Below are 19,640 nucleotides of genomic sequence, written 5' to 3'. Positions count from 1 at the left end.
GTAATGAGGAATGATACAACATTTCCAATATATGTTTTGATATGAAAGTGCTTTCATATATATAGATGAATTGTTTTTTGACAAGCATAGATTTTCATTTATTGATATAGTAATTTAGACACTAATTATTCTTGATTATTTTATTGAACAATTGATGAGTCAGAATATAGGGAGACCTTTCGTTAACCAAATACAGTGAGCTGTAATGGTTTGCAAAACTGTATTTTTGTTTAAATGATGAAGGGAATGGACTGCATGAGGAGACGTTTTATTTTTTTGATTAGCTTGATTTTTTGTAGCTTGATCAGTTTTCCACAGTACCTTTTTGCTGCACCTGCGTCAACCATCGAATTACACGCAAGTGTTGGATTTCAAGGAGAGTACAAAGATGAACTAATTCCGGTTCAGGTAGAAGTAAAAAATAAAGGAGATCATTTTCAAGGTAAAATACAAATTCGAACGGATCAGAATAATCAGCGGGAAAGTGCTTCAATTGAGAGATCAATTGATCTATCACCCGGAACAACAAAAATGGTACAGCTAATGATGCCCGCCGATCTAGATCCAGCGTATGTAACAGTTTTGGATGGGAATCAATCGATTGTTTCAACAAGACTAGTTCCGCAAAAACTTTTGCAGAACACAACGATTGGTATTGTTTCGGATCAAGCAACTGCCGTCCAACAGATTCGCAACCAAGCGACAAGTACAAATGGTAGCACAAGAATTTATGATTTGAAATTAAAAGATATACCGATACATGGACAAATCTGGTCAGGTTTAGATGTCTTGGTGATAGACCCATTACAAGAGCAGTCACTTTCCGTTGACCAGATCAAAGCAATAGAAACATGGGTTTGGAAGGGAGGGAAATTATTAGTAGGTGGAGGAAAATCTACTGCTTATTTTGGAGCATTTGAACGGTTTTTACCAATGAAATTACTTGCAGATACGGGGAGTTTACAAGCAAAGGCTACTCCAACCTCTCCAGAAAAAAACATTACCTACTCAAAAAACCAAATGCAAGCTGAAGGAAAAGTAATGTTGACGTTAGATCAGCAGGCATTGATTTCGAAAAGAACCTTGGGTGAAGGACGTATCTATGTTGCTGCTTATCCGTTGAGTCAAGCATCATTAGCCGATCTAACCACAGATAGTCGGATCAATCAGGAGTTATACTCTTATCATCGTGATCAGGCATCAGAAGATCGTAGCCCTTTGCAGGGAAAGAGTATAACAGAAAATAATAGTTGGGCTTTTCTTAACGCTTTAAAAAATCAAGCCGAAAAATATGGCCCCTCTAAGTCAATCTTAATCACATTTTTTCTTACATATCTCTTAGGATTGTTCATCATTTATTTTTGGATTCGCTATCGAAAGAAACAAGTAGCGAAACTTTGGCTAGTGATTCCAATTACCTCGATTCTATTTAGTGTCCTTTATTATGTATATTCCGATTTTTCCCGAGGGTGGACACTACCGATTTATCAATATGGTTATGCAATCCTAGACAACTCGGGACAGGCAAAAATCCGCGCCTATACATCGTTTATTTCAGGAAGCGCAGATGAATATGAAGTAGAAACAAAACAGTCATTTGCTTATCCGATGTTAAGAGAAAATGAAACTATTAATAGTTCTAAGAAAGAAGTGGCTGCTTTTCTTGATCCAGATCAAGATGCTTCGATTCGCTTCCCAGATGTTCCACAATGGACCATGCGTAGTTTTCTGCAAGAAGGAATTCGTTCATTGGGTGGTACCCTTCAAGCAAAGGTAGAAGAAGATGGTAATGGCATGTTTAGTATCGATGTGATCAATCAGACAAAATTTCCAATCAAAGATGTTAGTTTGTTTGTAAAGAATCATCAATTGCATGTTGGAGACTTACAACCTAAACAGTCAAAAGTGGTTCAAATGTCTAAAAAAGATTATGAACAATGGATTCGTACTTCATATGGTCAGACTAACACCTGGTCATTGACTAAGTATCGGAGAAATATGGTAGAAGAGTTGTTTCGGTCTGAACCTTTAGTTGTTAAAAACGATATCAATGTAGTGGGTTGGGTGCATCAACCACTATTACCTAGTCAGATTAAAGATCATTCTTCCACTCTGTCAGGTGAATTTATGGTTGTCGGCAATAGCATATCCGTTGCAAATCAACAAAAGGAAATTTTTTATTCGCAGGGGCTTTTAAAACCTGAAGTTATTTCTGCTTCTGATGAATATTCGATTTATAACAACGACGGCAAAAGCCAAAGCGTTCAAATGTCAAAGCCAGGAGAGGTTATTTTTTCATTTACATTAGATCATCAGATGGAATCACTGTCACGAATCGAGCTTACTCAGGTCAATCCGAGTTTCGCAGTGAATCAAGGAAAAACAATTCCTGCATTAAAGTCAGTACCCTCATGGATGTTCGAATTTTATAATTGGAAAACAAATAAATGGGAGTATCCGATTAATCAAATGGACAAGATGGCTTATTTATCACCAAATCAAGAGATTCACTTGCGCGTAATTGGTGCTTATTTTTCTTTACCGTCACTGATCGTGGAAGGGAGGGTTCATTGATGATCAAAATTGAAGGATTGCGAAAAGAGTATAAAAATGGATCTTTGGTTGCCTTAGACAATTTACATCTTCAGATCGAACAAGGGACAGTCTTTGGATTTATTGGACCAAATGGTGCTGGAAAATCGACTACCATGCTTATCTTAGCAACGTTACTCACACCTACATCTGGACATGCTGAAATTGGTGGTTTTCATGTTGTAAAGCAAGGAGATCAAGTCCGACGATTAATCGGTTATATGCCTGATTTTTTCGGTGTCTATGACAATCTGACAGCTTACGAGTATCTTGAATTTTATGCTTCTTGCTATGGTGTGGACAAAGAAATACAACAGCGTGTCATCACTGATTTATTAGAATTAGTCAATTTAATAGATAAACGTCAGCAACCCGTTGATGGTCTATCCAGAGGCATGAAGCAAAGATTAGGTTTAGCGCGTTCGCTCGTACACGATCCAGCAGTTTTGATTTTAGATGAACCTGCTTCAGGGTTAGACCCAAGAGCTCGTATTGAATTTCGTGAAGTATTGAAAGAACTTCGTTCAATGGGAAAAACGATCATGATTAGTTCTCATATACTGCCCGAGTTAGCTGATCTTTGCGATACAATTGGTGTGATGGAGCACGGAAAATTAATTGCCTCGGGGCCTGTTGATCAGTTGATACAAAAACCAAAAGAAGAGCGTTTGCTAGAGTTGCGCTTACTAGCAGATCAACAAATTGAAGAGGTAAAAGAGTTACTACAAGCAGATCCTAACGTTCAATCAGTAGAAGAAGATCAAGAACAATTGCTGATTCAGATGGTGGGAAATGAACAACAACAAGCCGATATCCTTATGAATTTGATTACGAAAGAGATAAAAGTTGTTCATTTCGCAGAGGTTTCCGTCAATATTGAAGATGTTTTTCTACAAGTGACGGAGCAACGAGAGGAGGCAAATGTGAATGAGCATTCGAATGAAACGATTTAAGGATTGGTTGCTTAATCCTGTTTTAGTGAAAGAATTGCAAAGGCGAATACAATCCAGAAAGACTCCTATCATATTATTTGCATATTTAATTGTATTAGGAGTATTCGTTTTTTCTTTTTTTTCTACGTTTGATACGCAAAGTGATCATTTTGATGCAGATAATAGTATTGGATTATTTCTGTTTTTATCTGCTTTGCAATTAATGACAGCGGCATTTGTGCTACCAGGACTCACTTCTAGTATGATCAGCGGCGAACGAGAGAAACAAACTCTCTATATATTGCTTACAACTAATCTTGACTCTAAACAAATTGTGATTGGGAAATGGATGGCTTCATTAAGTTTTATGCTTATGCTATTTATCTGTTCGCTTCCGTTTTATGTCATGGTCTATGGTTTTGGCGGCATCACAACTTGGCATCTCATCCTTGTTGTTTTTCACTTGTTTTCGACAATGCTTTTCTATAGTAGTTTAGGTATCTTTTTCTCAGCTTGGATCAAGAGAACAGGGGTAGCGACTACTATTTCTTATCTAGCTGTTTTCTTCCATGGAATTGGGATTGCCGTAGTTGGTTATTTTGCCTTTGTTGTCGGCTCATTTTTTACACAAAATCTTATGCATGGGAATCAAATCCCGTTAGTATTTGAACTCTTGATGGCGATCCATCCAGTAACCTCTTTGCTTGATATATTTCATTTTATGGGGGATTTTGATACGAAAATCGGAGGATATATTCCATTTTATCTCTTCTATATCCTTTTTTACTTCATTACTTCCTTTGCTTTATTGATTGCAGCTTCATATATGATGATGCCCCATCGATTTCAATGGAGAAGAAGGGAAGAAAAGAAATGAGCAAGCACCCGGTTTGGTTGCTATTGCTACAACCAATAAAGAAAAATCTTTTAAAACAACATTTTTGGAATGCTGGGAAGATCGGATTTGGTATTGGTTGTCTGTTGGGATTATGTTGGCTTCTCTTAGCACGTGCACTACCGTTGCTTGATGCACCAATAGGTGCGGGAATTTTGATCCTCATCGGTACAGTAGGGGGGATTTTATATGCACTTTTTCGTCAACCAAGCTGGGAGCAGACCATTCGTTGGGCGGATGAGTATTTAAAATTAGAAGATCGTTTGATTACAGGATGGGAACTAAGCCAAAAAGAAGCAAAAAGCCCGCTTTTTCATTTACAGGAAGAAGAGGCCCAACAGCAATTGAGGGATCGTCTTGCAACAGATCATGCCTTGCCGTTTCATTGGTTTCAGGGGTCAGAAAAATATTGGCTCCCTAGTCTATTGCTGATTCTCCTCACCTTGATATTCATACCAAATCCAATGCAGAAGATCGCAATCCAGCAACAAGCAGAGCAAAAGTTGATTGAAAAACAATGGAAAAAGATTGTCAAGCAAGAACAGCAAGTAAGCATGAAAAGTCAACTCTCGCCTCAAGTGAAGCAAGAGCTAAAAAAAGAATTAACAGATTTACAGGAGAAGCTGGCTAAAAGTAGCAAGAAGTCCCATGCTGCAATGGAATTGGCAAAAAGTGAAGAAAGACTGCGACAATTACAAGAGCAAATGAAAAAGCATGAGCAAACGAATGAAAAAATGAAAGTAATCCTGTCGAAATATCCTCAATTAAAAGGGATTCAGTCACAACTCGAAGAGCAGCAGGATCAGCAAAAAAGGGAACAAGCGATCCAACAAGCGCTTGCTAAACTTTCCCCTACGCAAAGATCTGAGCTTGCAAATGAACTTGGAAAGTTAGGTCAAGAAGCAGCAAATTCCTCTGATCAAACCGAGCAACAATTTGGAAAAGCTTTGCAACAAAAGCCAATGGAAAAAGGGATTGCTGCTGCGGCTAAGTCGCAACAACAACAGCAACAAGATCAACAAACAATAGACGAAACGCAACAAACTGTCGCTGCTAGTAAAACGGAAACATTAGAACAGAATCAACAAACAGCCTCTACAAAACAAACACCAAAGCAAAACGGCACACAGAAAGAAGGAAATTCGACAGAACAGGCAAATGGGCAAAGTAGTGGGCAAGATTCTCAAGGACAGCAAGGAAAAGGAGCTTCAGGCGGTAATCAAAAAGGAGATTCGACTGATGGAAAGCAGACGGAACAACAACAAAGCAGTAGCTATGGAAAAGGAGCAGGTAGTCGAAATTGGATTTACGCTCCAAAGCAGAAGACACCAGGAACTGGGCCGATTATAAAGGACAAAGGACCACTGGGTAAGCAAGGTGTAGATCAACAGACAGGACAATCTCCAACAACCGAGGCAGGTAGCCTTATACCTTATGATCAAGTCTTTGCAAATTATCAAAATGAAGCTCGACAAGCAATTGATCAAGGAGCTATACCGTCTGAATGGAAAGATTTTGTTAAAGATTATTTTTCTTCTATAGAACCCTAGATAATGGTTTTGACCAATGAATAGGAGTGACAAGATTGGAGAAAGAGTGGAAGGAACGATGGGAAGCAGAACAACAAATCATTGCTCAGTTACGCAAAGTGATCCAACACGTGATCATTGGGCAAGAGCAAGTGATTGAGCAAGTACTCATTGCTATTCTTGCTAGAGGACACATTTTACTAGAAGGATTACCAGGTCTAGGTAAAACCCTGTTGGTACGTACCCTTGCTCAAGCCTTAGATTTATCCTTTTCAAGAATACAATTTACACCTGATTTGATGCCTGCCGATATTATAGGGACACAGATCATCACCAATGATGAACAGGGGATGAATTTTCGCTTCCAAACGGGTCCCGTTTTTGCTCATTTGCTTCTCGCTGATGAAATTAACCGTGCTACCCCTAAGACACAGAGTGCACTATTAGAGGCTATGCAAGAGCAAACCGTAACGGTAGGCAAAGAGTCGCATCAACTCCCAGAACCATTTTTTGTCTTGGCTACTCAAAATCCCTTGGAAAGTGAAGGAACTTATCCATTACCAGAAGCACAGACAGACCGCTTTTTATTGAAGACTTTAGTAGGACTACCATCGAGTGAGGAACTCAAACAGATTGTGATTCAAACTGCTGGACAAAAGCAGCCCATGATTGAGGTTGTTGCTGATGGTGCAAAGTTGGTGAATATACAACAGACAGTGAGTCAAATTTTGATCTCAGATGAGATCATTCATGCTGCGATTGAGTTAGTGATGAAAACACATCCTCAGCATCAAAGTGCGACTGAGCAAGTAAAACAGTTTGTCCGTTATGGATCAGGTCCTCGCGGCGCACAGGCTTTGGTTCAAGCTGCACGGGCGAGAGCCTTTTTATACCAACGTTATCATGTGAGTTTTGAAGATTTGGAGCAGGTCGCTTATCCCGTTCTTCGTCATCGACTTTTACTTAATTTTGAAGCAGATGCAGTTGGAGTAAATAGTGATCAGCTCATTTCAAGTTGTTTGGCCGGATTAAAGGAAGGCGTAGAGAAATGACGCAGCTCTTTGAGCCCGCATTTTTGGCCAGACTGGAAATGCTGCGCCTGACTGGGGCAAAGTCAATACGCGGTAACTATACTGGGGAACGCAGTTCCAAGGTGGTAGGTAGCTCACTCGACTTTGCCGATTATCGCCCTTACGTACCTGGTGATGACATCCGGCAGATTGATTGGGCACTTTATGCACGTTTGCAGAAATGGATGCTGAAAACTTATTTAGACGAAAGAGAAATGTCAGTCTCAGTTTACCTTGACACAAGTGAATCGATGGTGGAAAAAAAAGAAATAGCTGTCCAACTAGCAGCAGCTCTTTGCTATACATCGCTGTATCATGGAGATCGTTGTGCAATTTATTCAGTTACGGAAGAGATTCATCGTATCTTGCCAATGCTTCAGGGACGAAAAAAGATTCCCCAGTTCTTTTCCAAACTTCAACAGTTGCACTTTGCAGGGCGCGGTGATGTAGGAAATGCTTTTGCAACAGCAAAAGGACTACCTCAGCAAGCAGGATGTTCCATTTTTATTACAGATGGTTTTTTTCAAACAGGATGGGAAAAGAGTCTTCTTCGTTTACAAGCATCTCACCAACAGGTTATTTTGTTACAAGTGGTAGCAAAAGAAGAAAGAGAGCCTTCCTACTCAGGCGATCTGCGATTAATCGATAGTGAATCAACTGAAGCAAAGGAGATTGCCATTTCTCCATATGCACAAACACTTTATCGCGAACGATTTCAAAAGTATATACAGCAATTAGAAAAATGGTGTTTAAACAGAGGTATTCGCTATTTATTTGTTCCAGCAGAGGAAGCGGTTGAAACAATTTGTTTTACCTTGTTTCGTGAGGTTGGAATTCTACGTTGACCATCTATAGCTTGGGAAATGAGGACTTCTTATGCAAGTATTACAACCCTACAGTTTTTTGTTGCTGGCTTATCTACTGCCAGCCATTCTTCTTTTATACTTATTGAAACGTCGTTACCAGGATCGAGTCATATCAAGTAATCTTCTTTGGCAGAGGCTTTTTGAGGACTTAGAGGCAAACCGTCCTTGGAAAAAGTTTCAACATCATTTACTGCTGTGGTTACAGCTACTCGTAGCCATTCTACTTGTCTTTGCCTTGAGCCGTCCTAGCTTACCTGCCGATACAATCCGTACCTCCTCAGCAATCATTGTCATTGATATTTCAGGCAGTATGCTAGCAAAAGAGGGAAAGCAAACACGTTTAGAAATAGCTCGGCAAAAAGTTCGAAGTTTTATTGATCATAAAGATAGTGATCAGCAGATTACTTTAATTGCGGCTGGACGTGTGCCACGACTCCTGATTTCGCAAAGTGATCAAGAAAGCGAATTGATGAATGTGCTTGATCAATTACAGCCTGAATTGGGCAGCAGTGATCTGGATGCAGCGTTATCTTTTGCTCATGCGCTGACCACAGCTACCAATCAGAGCGAAATTTTATTGGTCAGCGATGGTGCCAGTCTGTCCAAACAACCGGCATCACTCCCTCATCGATCGATTCAAATCGGTTCAGCAAAGCCGAATGTTGCAATTGGTGCTTCTTCGTTAGAAGAAAATGAGGGCAAACAAGAGCTTTTTGTTCGTGTGGATCAATATGGAAAAGTAAAAAATCAAGTTGCTGTCTCGGTTCATGATTTACAAGGGAATCTATTAGCAACACAGTCACTCACAATGGAAAATGAGACAAGTCAAGAAGTACATTTTTCTCAACTACCTGATCAGCCAGTATACCAGCTTGATATACGTCCCATATATGATGCGCTTGCACAAGACAACAGACGATATCAAATGAAAACTTTCCAAAAAAAATATCCTGTGCATATGCTGGGTTCCCCTTCTATTTTTCTACAAAAAGTATTTTCCTTATCAGATCAATTAGAACTATCCACAAATCCATTGACATCTAATGAAGGTTTTTCTGTGGTCAATGGAGGTAATCAGTGGGCAAATCAGCCTGCACTATATTTTTCTACTCAATTACAAGGACTTGCTAATAGCAAATCTTCTATACATACTGCTGTATCAGGTCAAATAGAAAATACTACGCCTCATATGATTGGTGAAGGTCTGAACTTTGGTGAACTTTCGGTTGCTAATTTATCACCAGTACGCGTTCCTGATTGGGCGGACGTGATTTTACAAATAGAAGGAAAACCTTTGCTAGTCGCTGGGGAATATCAAGGAAAACGCGTCGTCCTCTTTCCTTTTGATCTAGAAAAATCTGATCTTGCTTTAAAACCGTATTTTCCAGTCTTAATGATGCAAATCGCCCACTGGCTAGTACCTGAATTAGATGCTGGGGCAAAAGAGAGCGTTCCTGATGAAACAGTAGAAGTAAAGGTGCCACCTGCGACAAACGAGATTCAGTTATCCGGTTTTATGCAGGGGAAGCGAAGAGTGATCCAAGGCAAGGTAAAGATTCGTCTTCCTGAAGCAGTTGGCTTATTAAAAATGACTGCTGTGGGAGCAAAGCACCCTTTTTATTTCATTCGAGTTGGCTTTCCTGAAAATGAATCCAACCTGAATTTACAGAAGATCACAACCACTCCACTTGTTCTTCATGACCAAACATTACAAGGAAAACAAGAATTTTGGTGGTGGTTAACATGGCTTGTCATCATCGTTGTAACTTGGGAATGGGTGGTGTTTAAGCGTGGCTATTAGTTGGTATGAACCTTTTATCTTGTTGCTGCTTATTCCCTGTGCCTATTTTTTATACCATTGGTGGCAGGAAGAACATCGCTTTCTACAGGGAAAGAAAAGTGTCCTATTGGTGTTGCGTGGTTTGATCTTTCTTTTACTAGTAAGCGCCTTAGCCCAAACAACTCTCATTTTTCCTCAGATGGGTCGATCTGTTGTGTTTATTATTGATCGATCAGCTTCTATTCAAAATGAGCAATTAGCTTTAGATTGGGTGAAGCGAGCAGTAGCGCAAAAACAGCCTGAGGATCGATTTGCGCTCATATCAGTAGCGGATCGTGCCGTGGTGGAGCAGGCTTGGCAGCAAAATAAACAAGTTGATTCATTGCAAACCGTCATCAATCAACATGCGACGAATTTAGCGAGTGGGCTTCGTTTGGCTGCTGGATTGTTGCCAAGTACAGCAAAAGGAAAAGTAGTTCTCCTAACGGATGGGAAAGAGACAACAGGAAACGCAAAAAAAGAACTCCTTCAATTTCAACAACGTGGTATTCCTGTAGATATTGTTTCGCTTGCCTCAAAGCAGGGACCAGAAGTTTTCGTTGATTCAATCGATGTGCCTAAGCAGCTTCATCAAGATGACCATTTTCAACTGCAACTGTTCATTCGTTCTACGATCAAGACAACTTCAAAACTACGGATTTTAGAAGCTGGGAAACCTGTACTTGAGCGCGAGGTGACCTTAAACCCTGGTAATAACAAATTTTCATTTCCGGTTATTGCAAAACAAGATGGATTTCTACGGTATCAAGTGGAGATCGTCCCCAAAGTTGATACCATTGTTCAGAACAATCAGGCCTATGCCTTTAGTGAAGTACAAGGTAAACCACGTGTGCTGATCGTGGAAGAGCAAGGGACTGATAGTGAAAATCTGGTTCGTTCCCTTGCTGCATTAGGAATCGCGAGTGATCGGATGAAGCCAGATGTAGTGCCAGATCGTTTAGAAAGCTTAAAGCGATATTCTAGCCTTCTGTTAGTCAATGTTCCGGCATATTCCTTCACTGAAAAGCAGATCAAGCAAATGCAAATTGCTGTGCGGGATTTAGGAATAGGCATGGGGATGATCGGAGGAGAGAATAGCTTTGCCCTTGGGGGTTGGTATCAGACTCCGCTTGAGCAGGCACTGCCTGTCTATATGGATATTCGCGATCAACGTAGAATGCCATCGCTTGGGTTGATGTTAGTGATCGATAAATCAGGTAGCATGATTGGAGAAAAGATAGAACTAGCGAAAAAAGCGGCTATGCGTTCAGCTAGTTTGCTTACTGGTCAAGATCAGCTAGGTGTTATTGCCTTTGACGATGGAATGAAATGGGTTTTAAAGCCGCAATCGCTGACCAATAAAAATGCAGTCAATGGATTGATTTCTAATATACCCGCAGATGGGGGAACGAATATATACCCATCTTTGGATACAGCTTATCAATCATTAAGTAAACTAAAAGTAAAAAGGAAGCATGTCATTCTATTAACGGATGGACAAGCACCTAACAATAAATTTCAGGCACTTACGCAAAAGTGGGCAAAAAAGGGAATTACATTAAGTACTGTTGCGGTTGGAACCGATGCGGATCAAAAGCTGCTGCAACAGTTAGCTGTATGGGGAAAAGGGCGTAGTTATTTAGCAAATCATCCACAAGCAATCCCGACGATTTTTAGTAAAGAAACAATTCTTTCCAAACGTTCATATATCGTAAATCAACCGATCATCCCTGAGATGAATGCAGGAAATGATCTAGGCCTTTCAGCAGTTCCTCCCCTTTTAGGGTATGTAGGAACAACAGCAAAACAAACAAGTGAAAAAGTTATATTAAGCCCTCATTTTCGTGATCCAATCTTGGCACGTTGGCAATATGGTTTAGGTCGGACATTTGCTTTTACAAGTGATGTGAGTGGTAAATGGTCAAAAGCCTGGACGGCCTGGAGTCAAGCTACTACTTTTTGGAATCAAGTGGTTGGGTGGACATTTTCGCAATCAGGAAACGGAGGATTTGACCTAAGACCAAAATTGGATCAAGAACAACCAAAATTAGAAGTGTATGCATCAGAAGCACAGTTGAAAACCGCTCCAACTATCGCTTTTAATATGGTTGATCAGAGTGGTGAATCAAAAAAAATAGAAGTAAAAGCAACTGCAAAAGATAAATATGAGGGATCACTACCAGCGTTAGAACCAGGAACTTACTTTTTACAAGGAGTAGCGGGTAAAGGAAAAAATCAGAAAAGATTGGGCACCTTTGGTTTTGTCGTTCCCTATTCATCTGAATATCGACCCAACACACGTACCATTGATCTCACTAAGCTTGGGAAAATACAACCAGATCCTTCAATGGCTTTTCGTAATTCATCCGAAGGCGATTGGGAGAAACAAGAGATTACATTCTGGTTATTACTGGTTGCTACGTTATTATGGCCTGTCGATATCGCGGCGCGCCGACTATCTTTTGACCAAATTTTTTCATGGCGTAAGAAGAGAGCGACGATAATGGAAACAAAAACGGAGCAGTCAGCGATTGCAAAGATAAAACAGCAATCTAGCCAAGCGATTGTAAACAGAAAGAAGCGCTGGAATACAATTGCTGTAAATCAGGAACAGAAGCCTGAAACAGCTGCAACAAAGGCTCCTAAAAAGCAGCAAGAAACAAAGCATTCGCTTCATTCTTCTCAAGGATTAAAAGTAGATCGTTTATTACAAGCTAAAAAACGAATTCGAAAAAAAGAATAAATAATATTTTACATACACCAGCTCGAAGCTCCAAAGCTATTTTGTGCATTTTAGTGAGCTGGTGTATAAGATTTTATTCATGATAAAAATATATTTGTTAAAAGATGTTATAATAGAAGAATATGGATATGCTTTAGGATTCCGCTTACCATCTGTTTAAGCAGCAGTCAGAACAGGAATAGTTTCATAAAGTAGGCGTAAATTAATAACAAGAAAGGGGTTCGGGGCATGATTGTTCGTCAAAGAGGAGATCAATATGTGTTAATGAACCAACACGAACATGGACTCATGGCGGGTGAAATGGCAGAGCATCTCTTTCAAGTAATTCGCCCACGTGAGGAAACACTATTTGCAATTCGAAACCATGATATTGGTTGGATCGAGCTTGACCGACAGGTGGTTTGGAATGAGGAGAGCAATCAACCCTATTCTTTTATGGATTATCCCCTAGCCTTAAAGCTAGAAGCATATACGAATGGGATTGTAACTGTTGAAAATGAAAATCTTTATGCAGGTTATCTTTGTAGCAAACATTACGCTTACTTTATTGAAAAGCTAACTGAACCACTGGCAAAAGAATTTTTAGATCGAGAACAAGCACGTAGACAGCGAATTCGAAAATATTTTTCTGCTGATGAGAAGCAATATCTCATCGACAATTTTCGATTGTTGCGATTTTGCGATGACCTGTCCCTTTCCATATGTTTACATGATCCCGAAACAGGTCCTCATGATTGGTATCAAAATGGAATTCAGTACAACGGAAGCACATATCAATGGTATTGGGAAGATCAAACCAGTTTACGTTTAAGCCCTAGCCTTTTTAAAGAATCTTTTGAGCTGCAAATTCCATATCGCGTTTTTAATCAAGAGCGGCAAGAGATTGAATCAGGATTGTATCAATGGCAGATTTTAATTTGACATATATTTAATGATTGAACCCCCGAAAAGGGGGTATATTTCTTGTTGAACGTTTAATCTCAGGGGAGGAACTAAAATTTCAAAAAAATAACATCTGTTCCAATTATGAGGATCTGACAAGGATTACCTGAATCATTCTCTTTTTTATTATTGTTGGAAAGCAGATTTTCTTTTTTGAAATGTTCTGCTGTGAAGAGTACACATTACTATCACTGTTTAGGATATAGAGGCTAGTGTTTATTTTTGTGTAAATTTATGTAATTTTAAATACTACAAAATACGCGTCTATACGACATAAACGCGAAAATTGTAGTTGATAAGGAGTTCCTGCAACTGGCCTAATATACAAAAAATAGTAAATAGTGTTGAAAATAATAACTAAACTGTAATATTATAGGAAGGTGAGTGAAAGTTACGCTTATGATTCACTTCCATTTCGTCAGATTTTCACACTTTATGGCGCACTCCCCTAGATCTGAATCAATGGAAAAGGAGTGAATATATGAATGACTCAATTGTAAAAGCCGCAATTATCACCTTATGTATCATCACAGGGCTTTCTTTGGGGATTGGTTCTGCTTTTGCCACACGGCTTGCAACCGTTGATGAGAAGGTAAAGGGAGAACTTCCTTTGGATCAACCAATTCAACCTAAGCAAAAACAGGATGAGTTGGTTCCAGAACATCTGAAACCTAAGCAAGAACAGAAAGAGCAGGAGGGACAACCAAAGGTCAAAGGTGAAATGCCGATTGATTCACCTCCTAAGCAAGAGAAGAAAGAACAGCTTGTTCCTGAAGGGGCAAATACACCACAATCATCTGTGAAAAAGCAGCAAGAGAAGAAAGCACCTAAAGATGAAGCAAGTAAAGAAAAAGAGACAAAGGTAAAGAAGCAAGAGGAAACATCTAAACCGGTTAAACATAAGAAAACTGAGCAGCCCGAGAAGCCGGAAGAGCCAAACAAATCAGATAAACCAGTCCAAACGAACCCAAAATCGAATTCAGATCAAAAAGAACCAACACCTAAAAAGCCAGTTCAAAAGCATCCTAATCAACAGGAACCGTCAAAAAAGCAAGAGCCGAAACCAGAAGCAAAGCCGAAAGCAGAGCAAAAAACAACTTCAACTCCTAAAAAGGAAGAGGATAAAAAAGAGGATCAATCTTCACCATCAAAAGAACAAAAATCCGATCAAGATCCACAGATCAAGAAGGAACGAAAGCCCTGGAGAATTATTAAGGATAAAGAACCAGCTTCACAAGTAGGTAAACAGCGTGAGATGGTCGCTTCTATGTTTGGTGTCTTACAAGGTTCAAAATCGCAGATGGATCAAGAAGTTGCACAATATCAAGTTAATCAGACTCAATCGAAAAAAACAAAGTCAAAATCGGAAGATCAGGCGATAGATTCAACCAATAATGATTCAAAAGGTAGTATGATAGAGGATGGAGAGCCACGAACAGTTAATCATGGTACATTGCCTGAAACAGCAAGCAACGATCTAAACAGTGTATTGATCGGTGCTCTATTTGCAGTTGTTGGCATTTTATACATTCTTTTTCGGCGAGTGGATGAACAATGAGATGGGATCGCGTCATCGCTTGCGTTTTGATCATTCTTGGTATTGGCTACGCCAGCTATTCATACGTAATGTATCTACAAAAGGTAGAGGTCGTGGAAAAGATTACGCCATCGGAAGCATCGAAACTAGCAGATCAGAAATCCAAGAGTTTAACTTCTGTTCCTGTTCAACCTGTGATCGTCCCAAAAGTACAACGCCCTAAACAAGGTGAAAAGTTTGCTTATCTATATATCCCTCGTTTAAAAGAAAGGTTGCCAGTCATCGAAGGAACAAATGATGAGCAACTGGCATATGGGGTTGGTCATTACGAACGGAGTGTATTGCCGGGTGAAGGGGATAATGCAGTCCTTTCAGGTCACCGGGATACGGTTTTACAAAGATTGGGTGAGCTTAATAAGGGTGATACATTACAAGTGGTTACACCGCAGGGATCATTTGTATATCGAATCACCAAAACATGGGTTACAGATGCAAGTGATCAATCTGTAATTGTATCTCATAAACTTCCCATTCTCACACTCACCACATGCTATCCGTTTGGGTATATCGGTTCCGCACCTGATCGCTATATTGTGCAAGCAAAGTTAGTGGCTAAGTTTTAGTAAAGAGGTGGAACCGTTTGATTCAGACAACGACAAAGCAGAAGTTTTGGCGGTGGATTTTTTGGGGGGCGCTGCTTTACACAGCTTTAACGTCAACGATTGCAATCGGTATTCAATTTCATTTGATACCTGTTCCCGCACGACAGACGTTAACAACTCAAACATCTACTTCCACTTCGCAAAATACAAATTTAGGTGAAGTTGCTTTTGCCAAGCAATTTACAAGGGAATATCTCTCTTGGTCTCGAGGTAATGAAGGGAGTCGAGCGATCCGCCTAAAGCCTTACTGGGCAGATAGTATCGATGTCCAAGGAGGAATGGACTTTAGCAAGTTAAAGTGGGATTCGTACCCCGAGAATGTTGAGGTTTGGAAGGTTACGGATCGTCCTGGCGGGGAAGGTATAAAAGAGATGACCCTCTTTGCAGAGACAGAGTTGATCAATAGTGATGATAGTCAACAACGGAAGCGTGTAGACCGCTATCTACAGATTGCGATCAAAAAAGCAGGCGATTCTTATCGAATTGTCGATAAACCTACTTTTATTGCACCACCTGTTGCGAAACAGGTTACATTCCCCGATAAGAAAGAGGATGAAGGTGAATTAGTCCCATCAGATGTGGAACAAAAAGTAACCAGCTTCCTCCAAAGTTTTTGGAAAGCCTATACAGAGGATAGTCCAAGAGAGATTAGTTATCAACTGAAAGATCAATCAGCGATTGCTGGTTTAACGGGAATCGTACAATTTCATGAGTTGCAAAATTTGAAAGTTACCAAAGTAGGAGAAACTTACAAAGCAAATTGTGATGTATTGTTAGAAGATCTCGCTTCTGGCGTACAGATAAATAGTCATTATCGACTTGAGCTAATTGAGGATAAGGGTCAATGGTTTGTTACAAAACTAATATCAGGGGAGGATAAATAGAATGGATTTCTCAACCATAATCATGTTGGCAGCCGGTCCAGGTAAGAAGTTACAAGAGACGCTTGGCGGAGAAATTGGAGCGCTCTTTTTCTTAGCAGTTATTTTTGTCAGTTTAACGTTGTTCTGGAAACGTGCCTTTACTGCGTTCATTGGATTTGCACTTTTTGCTATGTTGGTAAGTGTCTTTATCTTTAAACCACAGTTGGTTCAATCGTTGGGGAGCGATGGATTCAGTTGGCTATTTGAGGCTTATCTCAAATGAAACAGATTCGCATTTATAATCGAGTTTTCCGCATTGAAAAGACGGTTTACTCGATCCAAGGTATTCATTTACCTCTGCCGGTTTCATATCGGCAGATGGCCTTCTTTGTTGTCTCTCTTTTGATTATGATCTGTTTGAATCTGTTACCCCCACTTTCTTGGATTGACTTTTACTTGGTCAAGTTTATTGGTGTGCCATTTTTGGTCACCTGGTTCTTTACTAGAAAAACCTTAGACGGTAAAGCCCCCCACCGTTTTCTCTACCGTTATTTTGAGCACCTATTTAGCAATCATCATTATGCACGTTATCAAAAAATTGAACGCCCAAAAGAGAAATATTTTCAATATGATGGTGAAGTCGTCTATCGTTTGAATTCTGGAGGTGACAGTTGATGGCTCGTATCCAATTCCCGGTAAAATATTTTGAAGATAACTTGGTCTTTAGCCAGGATGGAACCGTTTCTGCTTATTATGAGATACAGCCTTTTAATTACGATTATCGTTCGGTGGATGATCAACTCAGCCTCCATGGGAATTTGGAGGCTTTTTATTGGAATATCAATGCAGATACCCATGCGTTAATCGTACCTGAACATCAAAGTCTTACCGAGCATCAATTAAGCATGGAGAAAAGATTGACTGGACTTTCTCCTCAGCTCTATGAAGCTGGAGAACGTCACATTCAAGCATGTATGAAACGATTAAAAGGAAAAGAAATTCATCAATATCGCTTTTATATTGGAATTCAGTTAAAAAAGACAACGATAACAGGGCTTTCTATGCTTCGTGAATTTTTATATGCAATCAAGGACTTTAGAAGGTATCTCTATGATCATTCAGGGACTGATGTAGCGGAGATTTTATTGGAAGAGCTTGATGCTTATCAGAAACAAGAAGAGTTGATCTATTCGCGTTTACAGGGATACTTACGGGTGAGGCGTCTGACTGCTGATGATTTGCAGTGGTTGATTCGTCGTGGATTTTATCGTGGTATTGGTGAAAGTCCGCGTAGAGTGGGTTGGAAGCCTAAGTCGGTCAAGACAGAAATAAAAGGAAAAAAAGCAATACGACCGATGCGCGATATCATGACACTGAGTGAGGGGCGTTTTGATGACTCATATGGACGAAAGTTAATAGTTGAGCAGCATGTACATGGTCAGACCAAGCAGGGACATATGGCCTTTTTAACCATTTCCTATATTCCAGATAAAGCCAATTTTCCTGGCTTAGAATGGCTCTACTGTTTACAACAGCTAAGTTTTCCTGTTGAAGCATCAGTACGAACAGAGACAATTGAATATAGTAAAGCGCTTTCGCAAGTCTTAAATAAGAAGAAAGAATTAAAAGCAGAAGACGAACATGCATTGGAAAGCGGGGAGGAGACTTCTTTCCATATTTTAAATAGCCGTCAAGAAGCAAATGAACTGGAGGATAATCTACGTACTGATAAGTTTCCATTGCTCAAAACTTCGATTGTCTTATGTGTAGCGGCTGAAAATGCAGATGAGCTCCAGATTCGGATTCAATTAATCAAGGATTTGTATAGCGATATGATGATTCAGGTGGAAGTGCCTTATGGTGATCAATGGAGAGGATTTAATGAAATGATTCCCGGATCAAAACAGTTGATCCATGACTATGTTCACCATATGGACCCCACTTCTGTCGCCGCAAGTATGGTTGGGGCAACAAGGCAACTTGGTGATGGTTCAGGTCACTTGATCGGGATGTCTCGGAATTTACCCGTTTTCTTTCAACATGATCGCGGTCCAAAGGATGAGAAGCTAAGCATGACTGCCTCCGCTGCTTTTATTGGTTCTCTGGGAGCAGGAAAATCACTAGGTGCCAATCTATTAGCGTATCAAGCATTGTTAACTGGATCAAAAGTTTTAATTTTTGATCCCAAAGACGAGCGGGCTCACTGGATTGATCACTTACCAGAGCTTAGAGGACTTACCCATATTGTAACGCTGCGAGCGAGTGAAGAAGATCGTGGAAAACTTGATCCGTTGATGGGTGTGCAATCAGCGGGTGAACGCGCTGCTGCTGCTGAAACGGCAAAACGTATCTTGCAATTTTTGGCGCGAGCATCAGATGGTACCTATGAGGCGATTGCAATCGGTAAAGCAGTTGACCAAGCAATCAAGCTAGAACAGCCTTCGATGATGGGGGTCTTGCAGTGCCTTGAAGGTCTCTTACAATCAATGACCGAAAAAAGACGCGATCATTTAGAAGAAATATTAGATGTGCTGAGTTACCTTGCAACCTCTGGACAAGGTCAGCTTCTTTTTGGTAACGGAACACAAGGTGCGATTGATTTATCTAAGCAGTTAACCATATTACAAGTTGAAGATTTACAGCTACCTGAAGAGAGTCAAACTGATTTTGGGCGAATGTCTATTGCACTTTTAATGGCAATCTCTGATTTTTCAAGGCGTTTTTCCAACCAATCGAGTTCACATTTTAAATTGGTTTTGTTTGATGAATCATGGCGCTTGGCCAAAGTTCGGGAAGGGAGAGCGATTTTAGAAGAGTTAGTTCGAACAGGGCGAAGTAAAAACTCGGCGATCTATTTGATTAGTCAAAACGCGAAAGACATGTTAGGTGAAGAGATTCGCTCCAATCTAGGATGTCGGTTTGTCTTTCGTTGTCGCGATCAGCAGGAAGCTGAAGCTGCATGTCGCATCCTTGGGATCGAACCAAATGATAAAAACGTAGAGACAGTTCGTAGTTTGCCAACAGGTACTTGTTTGATGTCTGACTTAGAAAAACGCGTCAACGAATTAGAGATCAAAATTCCAGAAGAAAGACTGTTCCATGCTTTCGATACAAGACCTGGCTCAAAAACTGTCCATTCAGAGAGAGCAAGTGAAGAAGTGGTCATGAGATAATGAGGGGGGAGCAAAGA

At 40.1% G+C, this 19,640-nt stretch carries 15 protein-coding genes; all 15 read left to right on the top strand.

Going from position 1 to position 19,640, the window contains the following annotated elements:
- Positions 1-255: 255 nt before the first annotated feature.
- Positions 256-2,574 (top strand): hypothetical protein, encoded by a 2,319-nt coding sequence (locus BUB71_RS08315; protein WP_139279033.1) that lies wholly within the window; start codon positions 256-258, stop codon positions 2,572-2,574.
- Positions 2,574-3,545: an ABC transporter ATP-binding protein gene (locus BUB71_RS08310; protein WP_073154370.1), complete on the top strand. Its 972-nt coding sequence runs from the start codon at positions 2,574-2,576 to the stop codon at positions 3,543-3,545. The genes BUB71_RS08315 and BUB71_RS08310 overlap by 1 nt, the downstream gene beginning before the upstream one ends.
- Positions 3,520-4,401, top strand: a complete 882-nt coding sequence (locus BUB71_RS08305; RefSeq protein ID WP_073154369.1) for an ABC transporter permease — start codon at positions 3,520-3,522, stop codon at positions 4,399-4,401. Before BUB71_RS08310 ends, BUB71_RS08305 begins: the two co-directional genes overlap by 26 nt.
- Complete coding sequence (locus BUB71_RS08300) at positions 4,398-5,969, top strand: hypothetical protein (RefSeq protein ID WP_073154368.1); 1,572 nt, start codon at positions 4,398-4,400, stop codon at positions 5,967-5,969. The genes BUB71_RS08305 and BUB71_RS08300 overlap by 4 nt, the downstream gene beginning before the upstream one ends.
- Positions 5,970-6,004: 35 nt before the next feature.
- The gene (locus tag BUB71_RS08295) at positions 6,005-7,000 is read left to right on the top strand and encodes an AAA family ATPase (protein WP_073154367.1); all 996 of its coding nucleotides are present in this window, start codon (positions 6,005-6,007) and stop codon (positions 6,998-7,000) included.
- Positions 6,997-7,863 (top strand): DUF58 domain-containing protein, encoded by an 867-nt coding sequence (locus BUB71_RS08290; protein WP_073154366.1) that lies wholly within the window; start codon positions 6,997-6,999, stop codon positions 7,861-7,863. The genes BUB71_RS08295 and BUB71_RS08290 overlap by 4 nt, the downstream gene beginning before the upstream one ends.
- Positions 7,864-7,894: 31 nt before the next feature.
- Entirely contained in the window at positions 7,895-9,685 is a 1,791-nt protein-coding gene (locus BUB71_RS08285; RefSeq protein WP_073154365.1) for a vWA domain-containing protein, read from the top strand.
- On the top strand, positions 9,675-12,446 hold the full coding sequence (locus BUB71_RS08280; RefSeq protein ID WP_073154364.1) for a VWA domain-containing protein: 2,772 nt from the start codon (positions 9,675-9,677) through the stop codon (positions 12,444-12,446). The genes BUB71_RS08285 and BUB71_RS08280 overlap by 11 nt, the downstream gene beginning before the upstream one ends.
- A 228-nt stretch (positions 12,447-12,674) precedes the next feature.
- Complete coding sequence (locus BUB71_RS08275; protein WP_073154363.1) at positions 12,675-13,367, top strand: DUF3891 family protein; 693 nt, start codon at positions 12,675-12,677, stop codon at positions 13,365-13,367.
- A gap of 502 nt (positions 13,368-13,869) precedes the next feature.
- The gene (locus BUB71_RS08270) at positions 13,870-14,946 is read left to right on the top strand and encodes a hypothetical protein (protein ID WP_073154362.1); all 1,077 of its coding nucleotides are present in this window, start codon (positions 13,870-13,872) and stop codon (positions 14,944-14,946) included.
- On the top strand, positions 14,943-15,548 hold the full coding sequence (locus tag BUB71_RS08265) for a class D sortase (protein WP_073154361.1): 606 nt from the start codon (positions 14,943-14,945) through the stop codon (positions 15,546-15,548). The genes BUB71_RS08270 and BUB71_RS08265 overlap by 4 nt, the downstream gene beginning before the upstream one ends.
- A 17-nt stretch (positions 15,549-15,565) precedes the next feature.
- The gene (locus tag BUB71_RS08260; RefSeq protein WP_073154360.1) at positions 15,566-16,471 is read left to right on the top strand and encodes a conjugal transfer protein; all 906 of its coding nucleotides are present in this window, start codon (positions 15,566-15,568) and stop codon (positions 16,469-16,471) included.
- 1 nt (position 16,472) lies between these two features.
- Positions 16,473-16,733 carry a hypothetical protein gene (locus tag BUB71_RS08255; protein ID WP_073154359.1) on the top strand — a complete coding sequence of 87 codons (261 nt, stop codon included), beginning with the start codon at positions 16,473-16,475 and terminating at the stop codon, positions 16,731-16,733.
- Entirely contained in the window at positions 16,730-17,125 is a 396-nt protein-coding gene (locus tag BUB71_RS08250; protein ID WP_073154358.1) for a conjugal transfer protein, read from the top strand. The genes BUB71_RS08255 and BUB71_RS08250 overlap by 4 nt, the downstream gene beginning before the upstream one ends.
- On the top strand, positions 17,125-19,623 hold the full coding sequence (locus BUB71_RS08245; protein WP_073154357.1) for an ATP-binding protein: 2,499 nt from the start codon (positions 17,125-17,127) through the stop codon (positions 19,621-19,623). The genes BUB71_RS08250 and BUB71_RS08245 overlap by 1 nt, the downstream gene beginning before the upstream one ends.
- Positions 19,624-19,640: the final 17 nt, after the last annotated feature.

Origin of the sequence: Seinonella peptonophila (genome assembly GCF_900129355.1) — a bacterium.
Classification (GTDB): domain Bacteria; phylum Bacillota; class Bacilli; order Thermoactinomycetales; family Thermoactinomycetaceae; genus Seinonella; species Seinonella peptonophila.
This window is presented reverse-complemented; position numbering and strand designations above follow the sequence as displayed.

Coding starts and splice junctions, on each gene's coding strand:
- BUB71_RS08290 (WP_073154366.1), top strand. CDS start 6,997: ATGACGCAGCTCTTTGAGCCCGCATTTTTGGCCAGACTGGAAATGCTG.
- BUB71_RS08285 (WP_073154365.1), top strand. CDS start 7,895: ATGCAAGTATTACAACCCTACAGTTTTTTGTTGCTGGCTTATCTACTG.
- BUB71_RS08300 (WP_073154368.1), top strand. CDS start 4,398: ATGAGCAAGCACCCGGTTTGGTTGCTATTGCTACAACCAATAAAGAAA.
- BUB71_RS08255 (WP_073154359.1), top strand. CDS start 16,473: ATGGATTTCTCAACCATAATCATGTTGGCAGCCGGTCCAGGTAAGAAG.
- BUB71_RS08250 (WP_073154358.1), top strand. CDS start 16,730: ATGAAACAGATTCGCATTTATAATCGAGTTTTCCGCATTGAAAAGACG.
- BUB71_RS08310 (WP_073154370.1), top strand. CDS start 2,574: ATGATCAAAATTGAAGGATTGCGAAAAGAGTATAAAAATGGATCTTTG.
- BUB71_RS08270 (WP_073154362.1), top strand. CDS start 13,870: ATGAATGACTCAATTGTAAAAGCCGCAATTATCACCTTATGTATCATC.
- BUB71_RS08245 (WP_073154357.1), top strand. CDS start 17,125: ATGGCTCGTATCCAATTCCCGGTAAAATATTTTGAAGATAACTTGGTC.
- BUB71_RS08275 (WP_073154363.1), top strand. CDS start 12,675: ATGATTGTTCGTCAAAGAGGAGATCAATATGTGTTAATGAACCAACAC.
- BUB71_RS08315 (WP_139279033.1), top strand. CDS start 256: ATGAGGAGACGTTTTATTTTTTTGATTAGCTTGATTTTTTGTAGCTTG.
- BUB71_RS08305 (WP_073154369.1), top strand. CDS start 3,520: ATGAGCATTCGAATGAAACGATTTAAGGATTGGTTGCTTAATCCTGTT.
- BUB71_RS08265 (WP_073154361.1), top strand. CDS start 14,943: ATGAGATGGGATCGCGTCATCGCTTGCGTTTTGATCATTCTTGGTATT.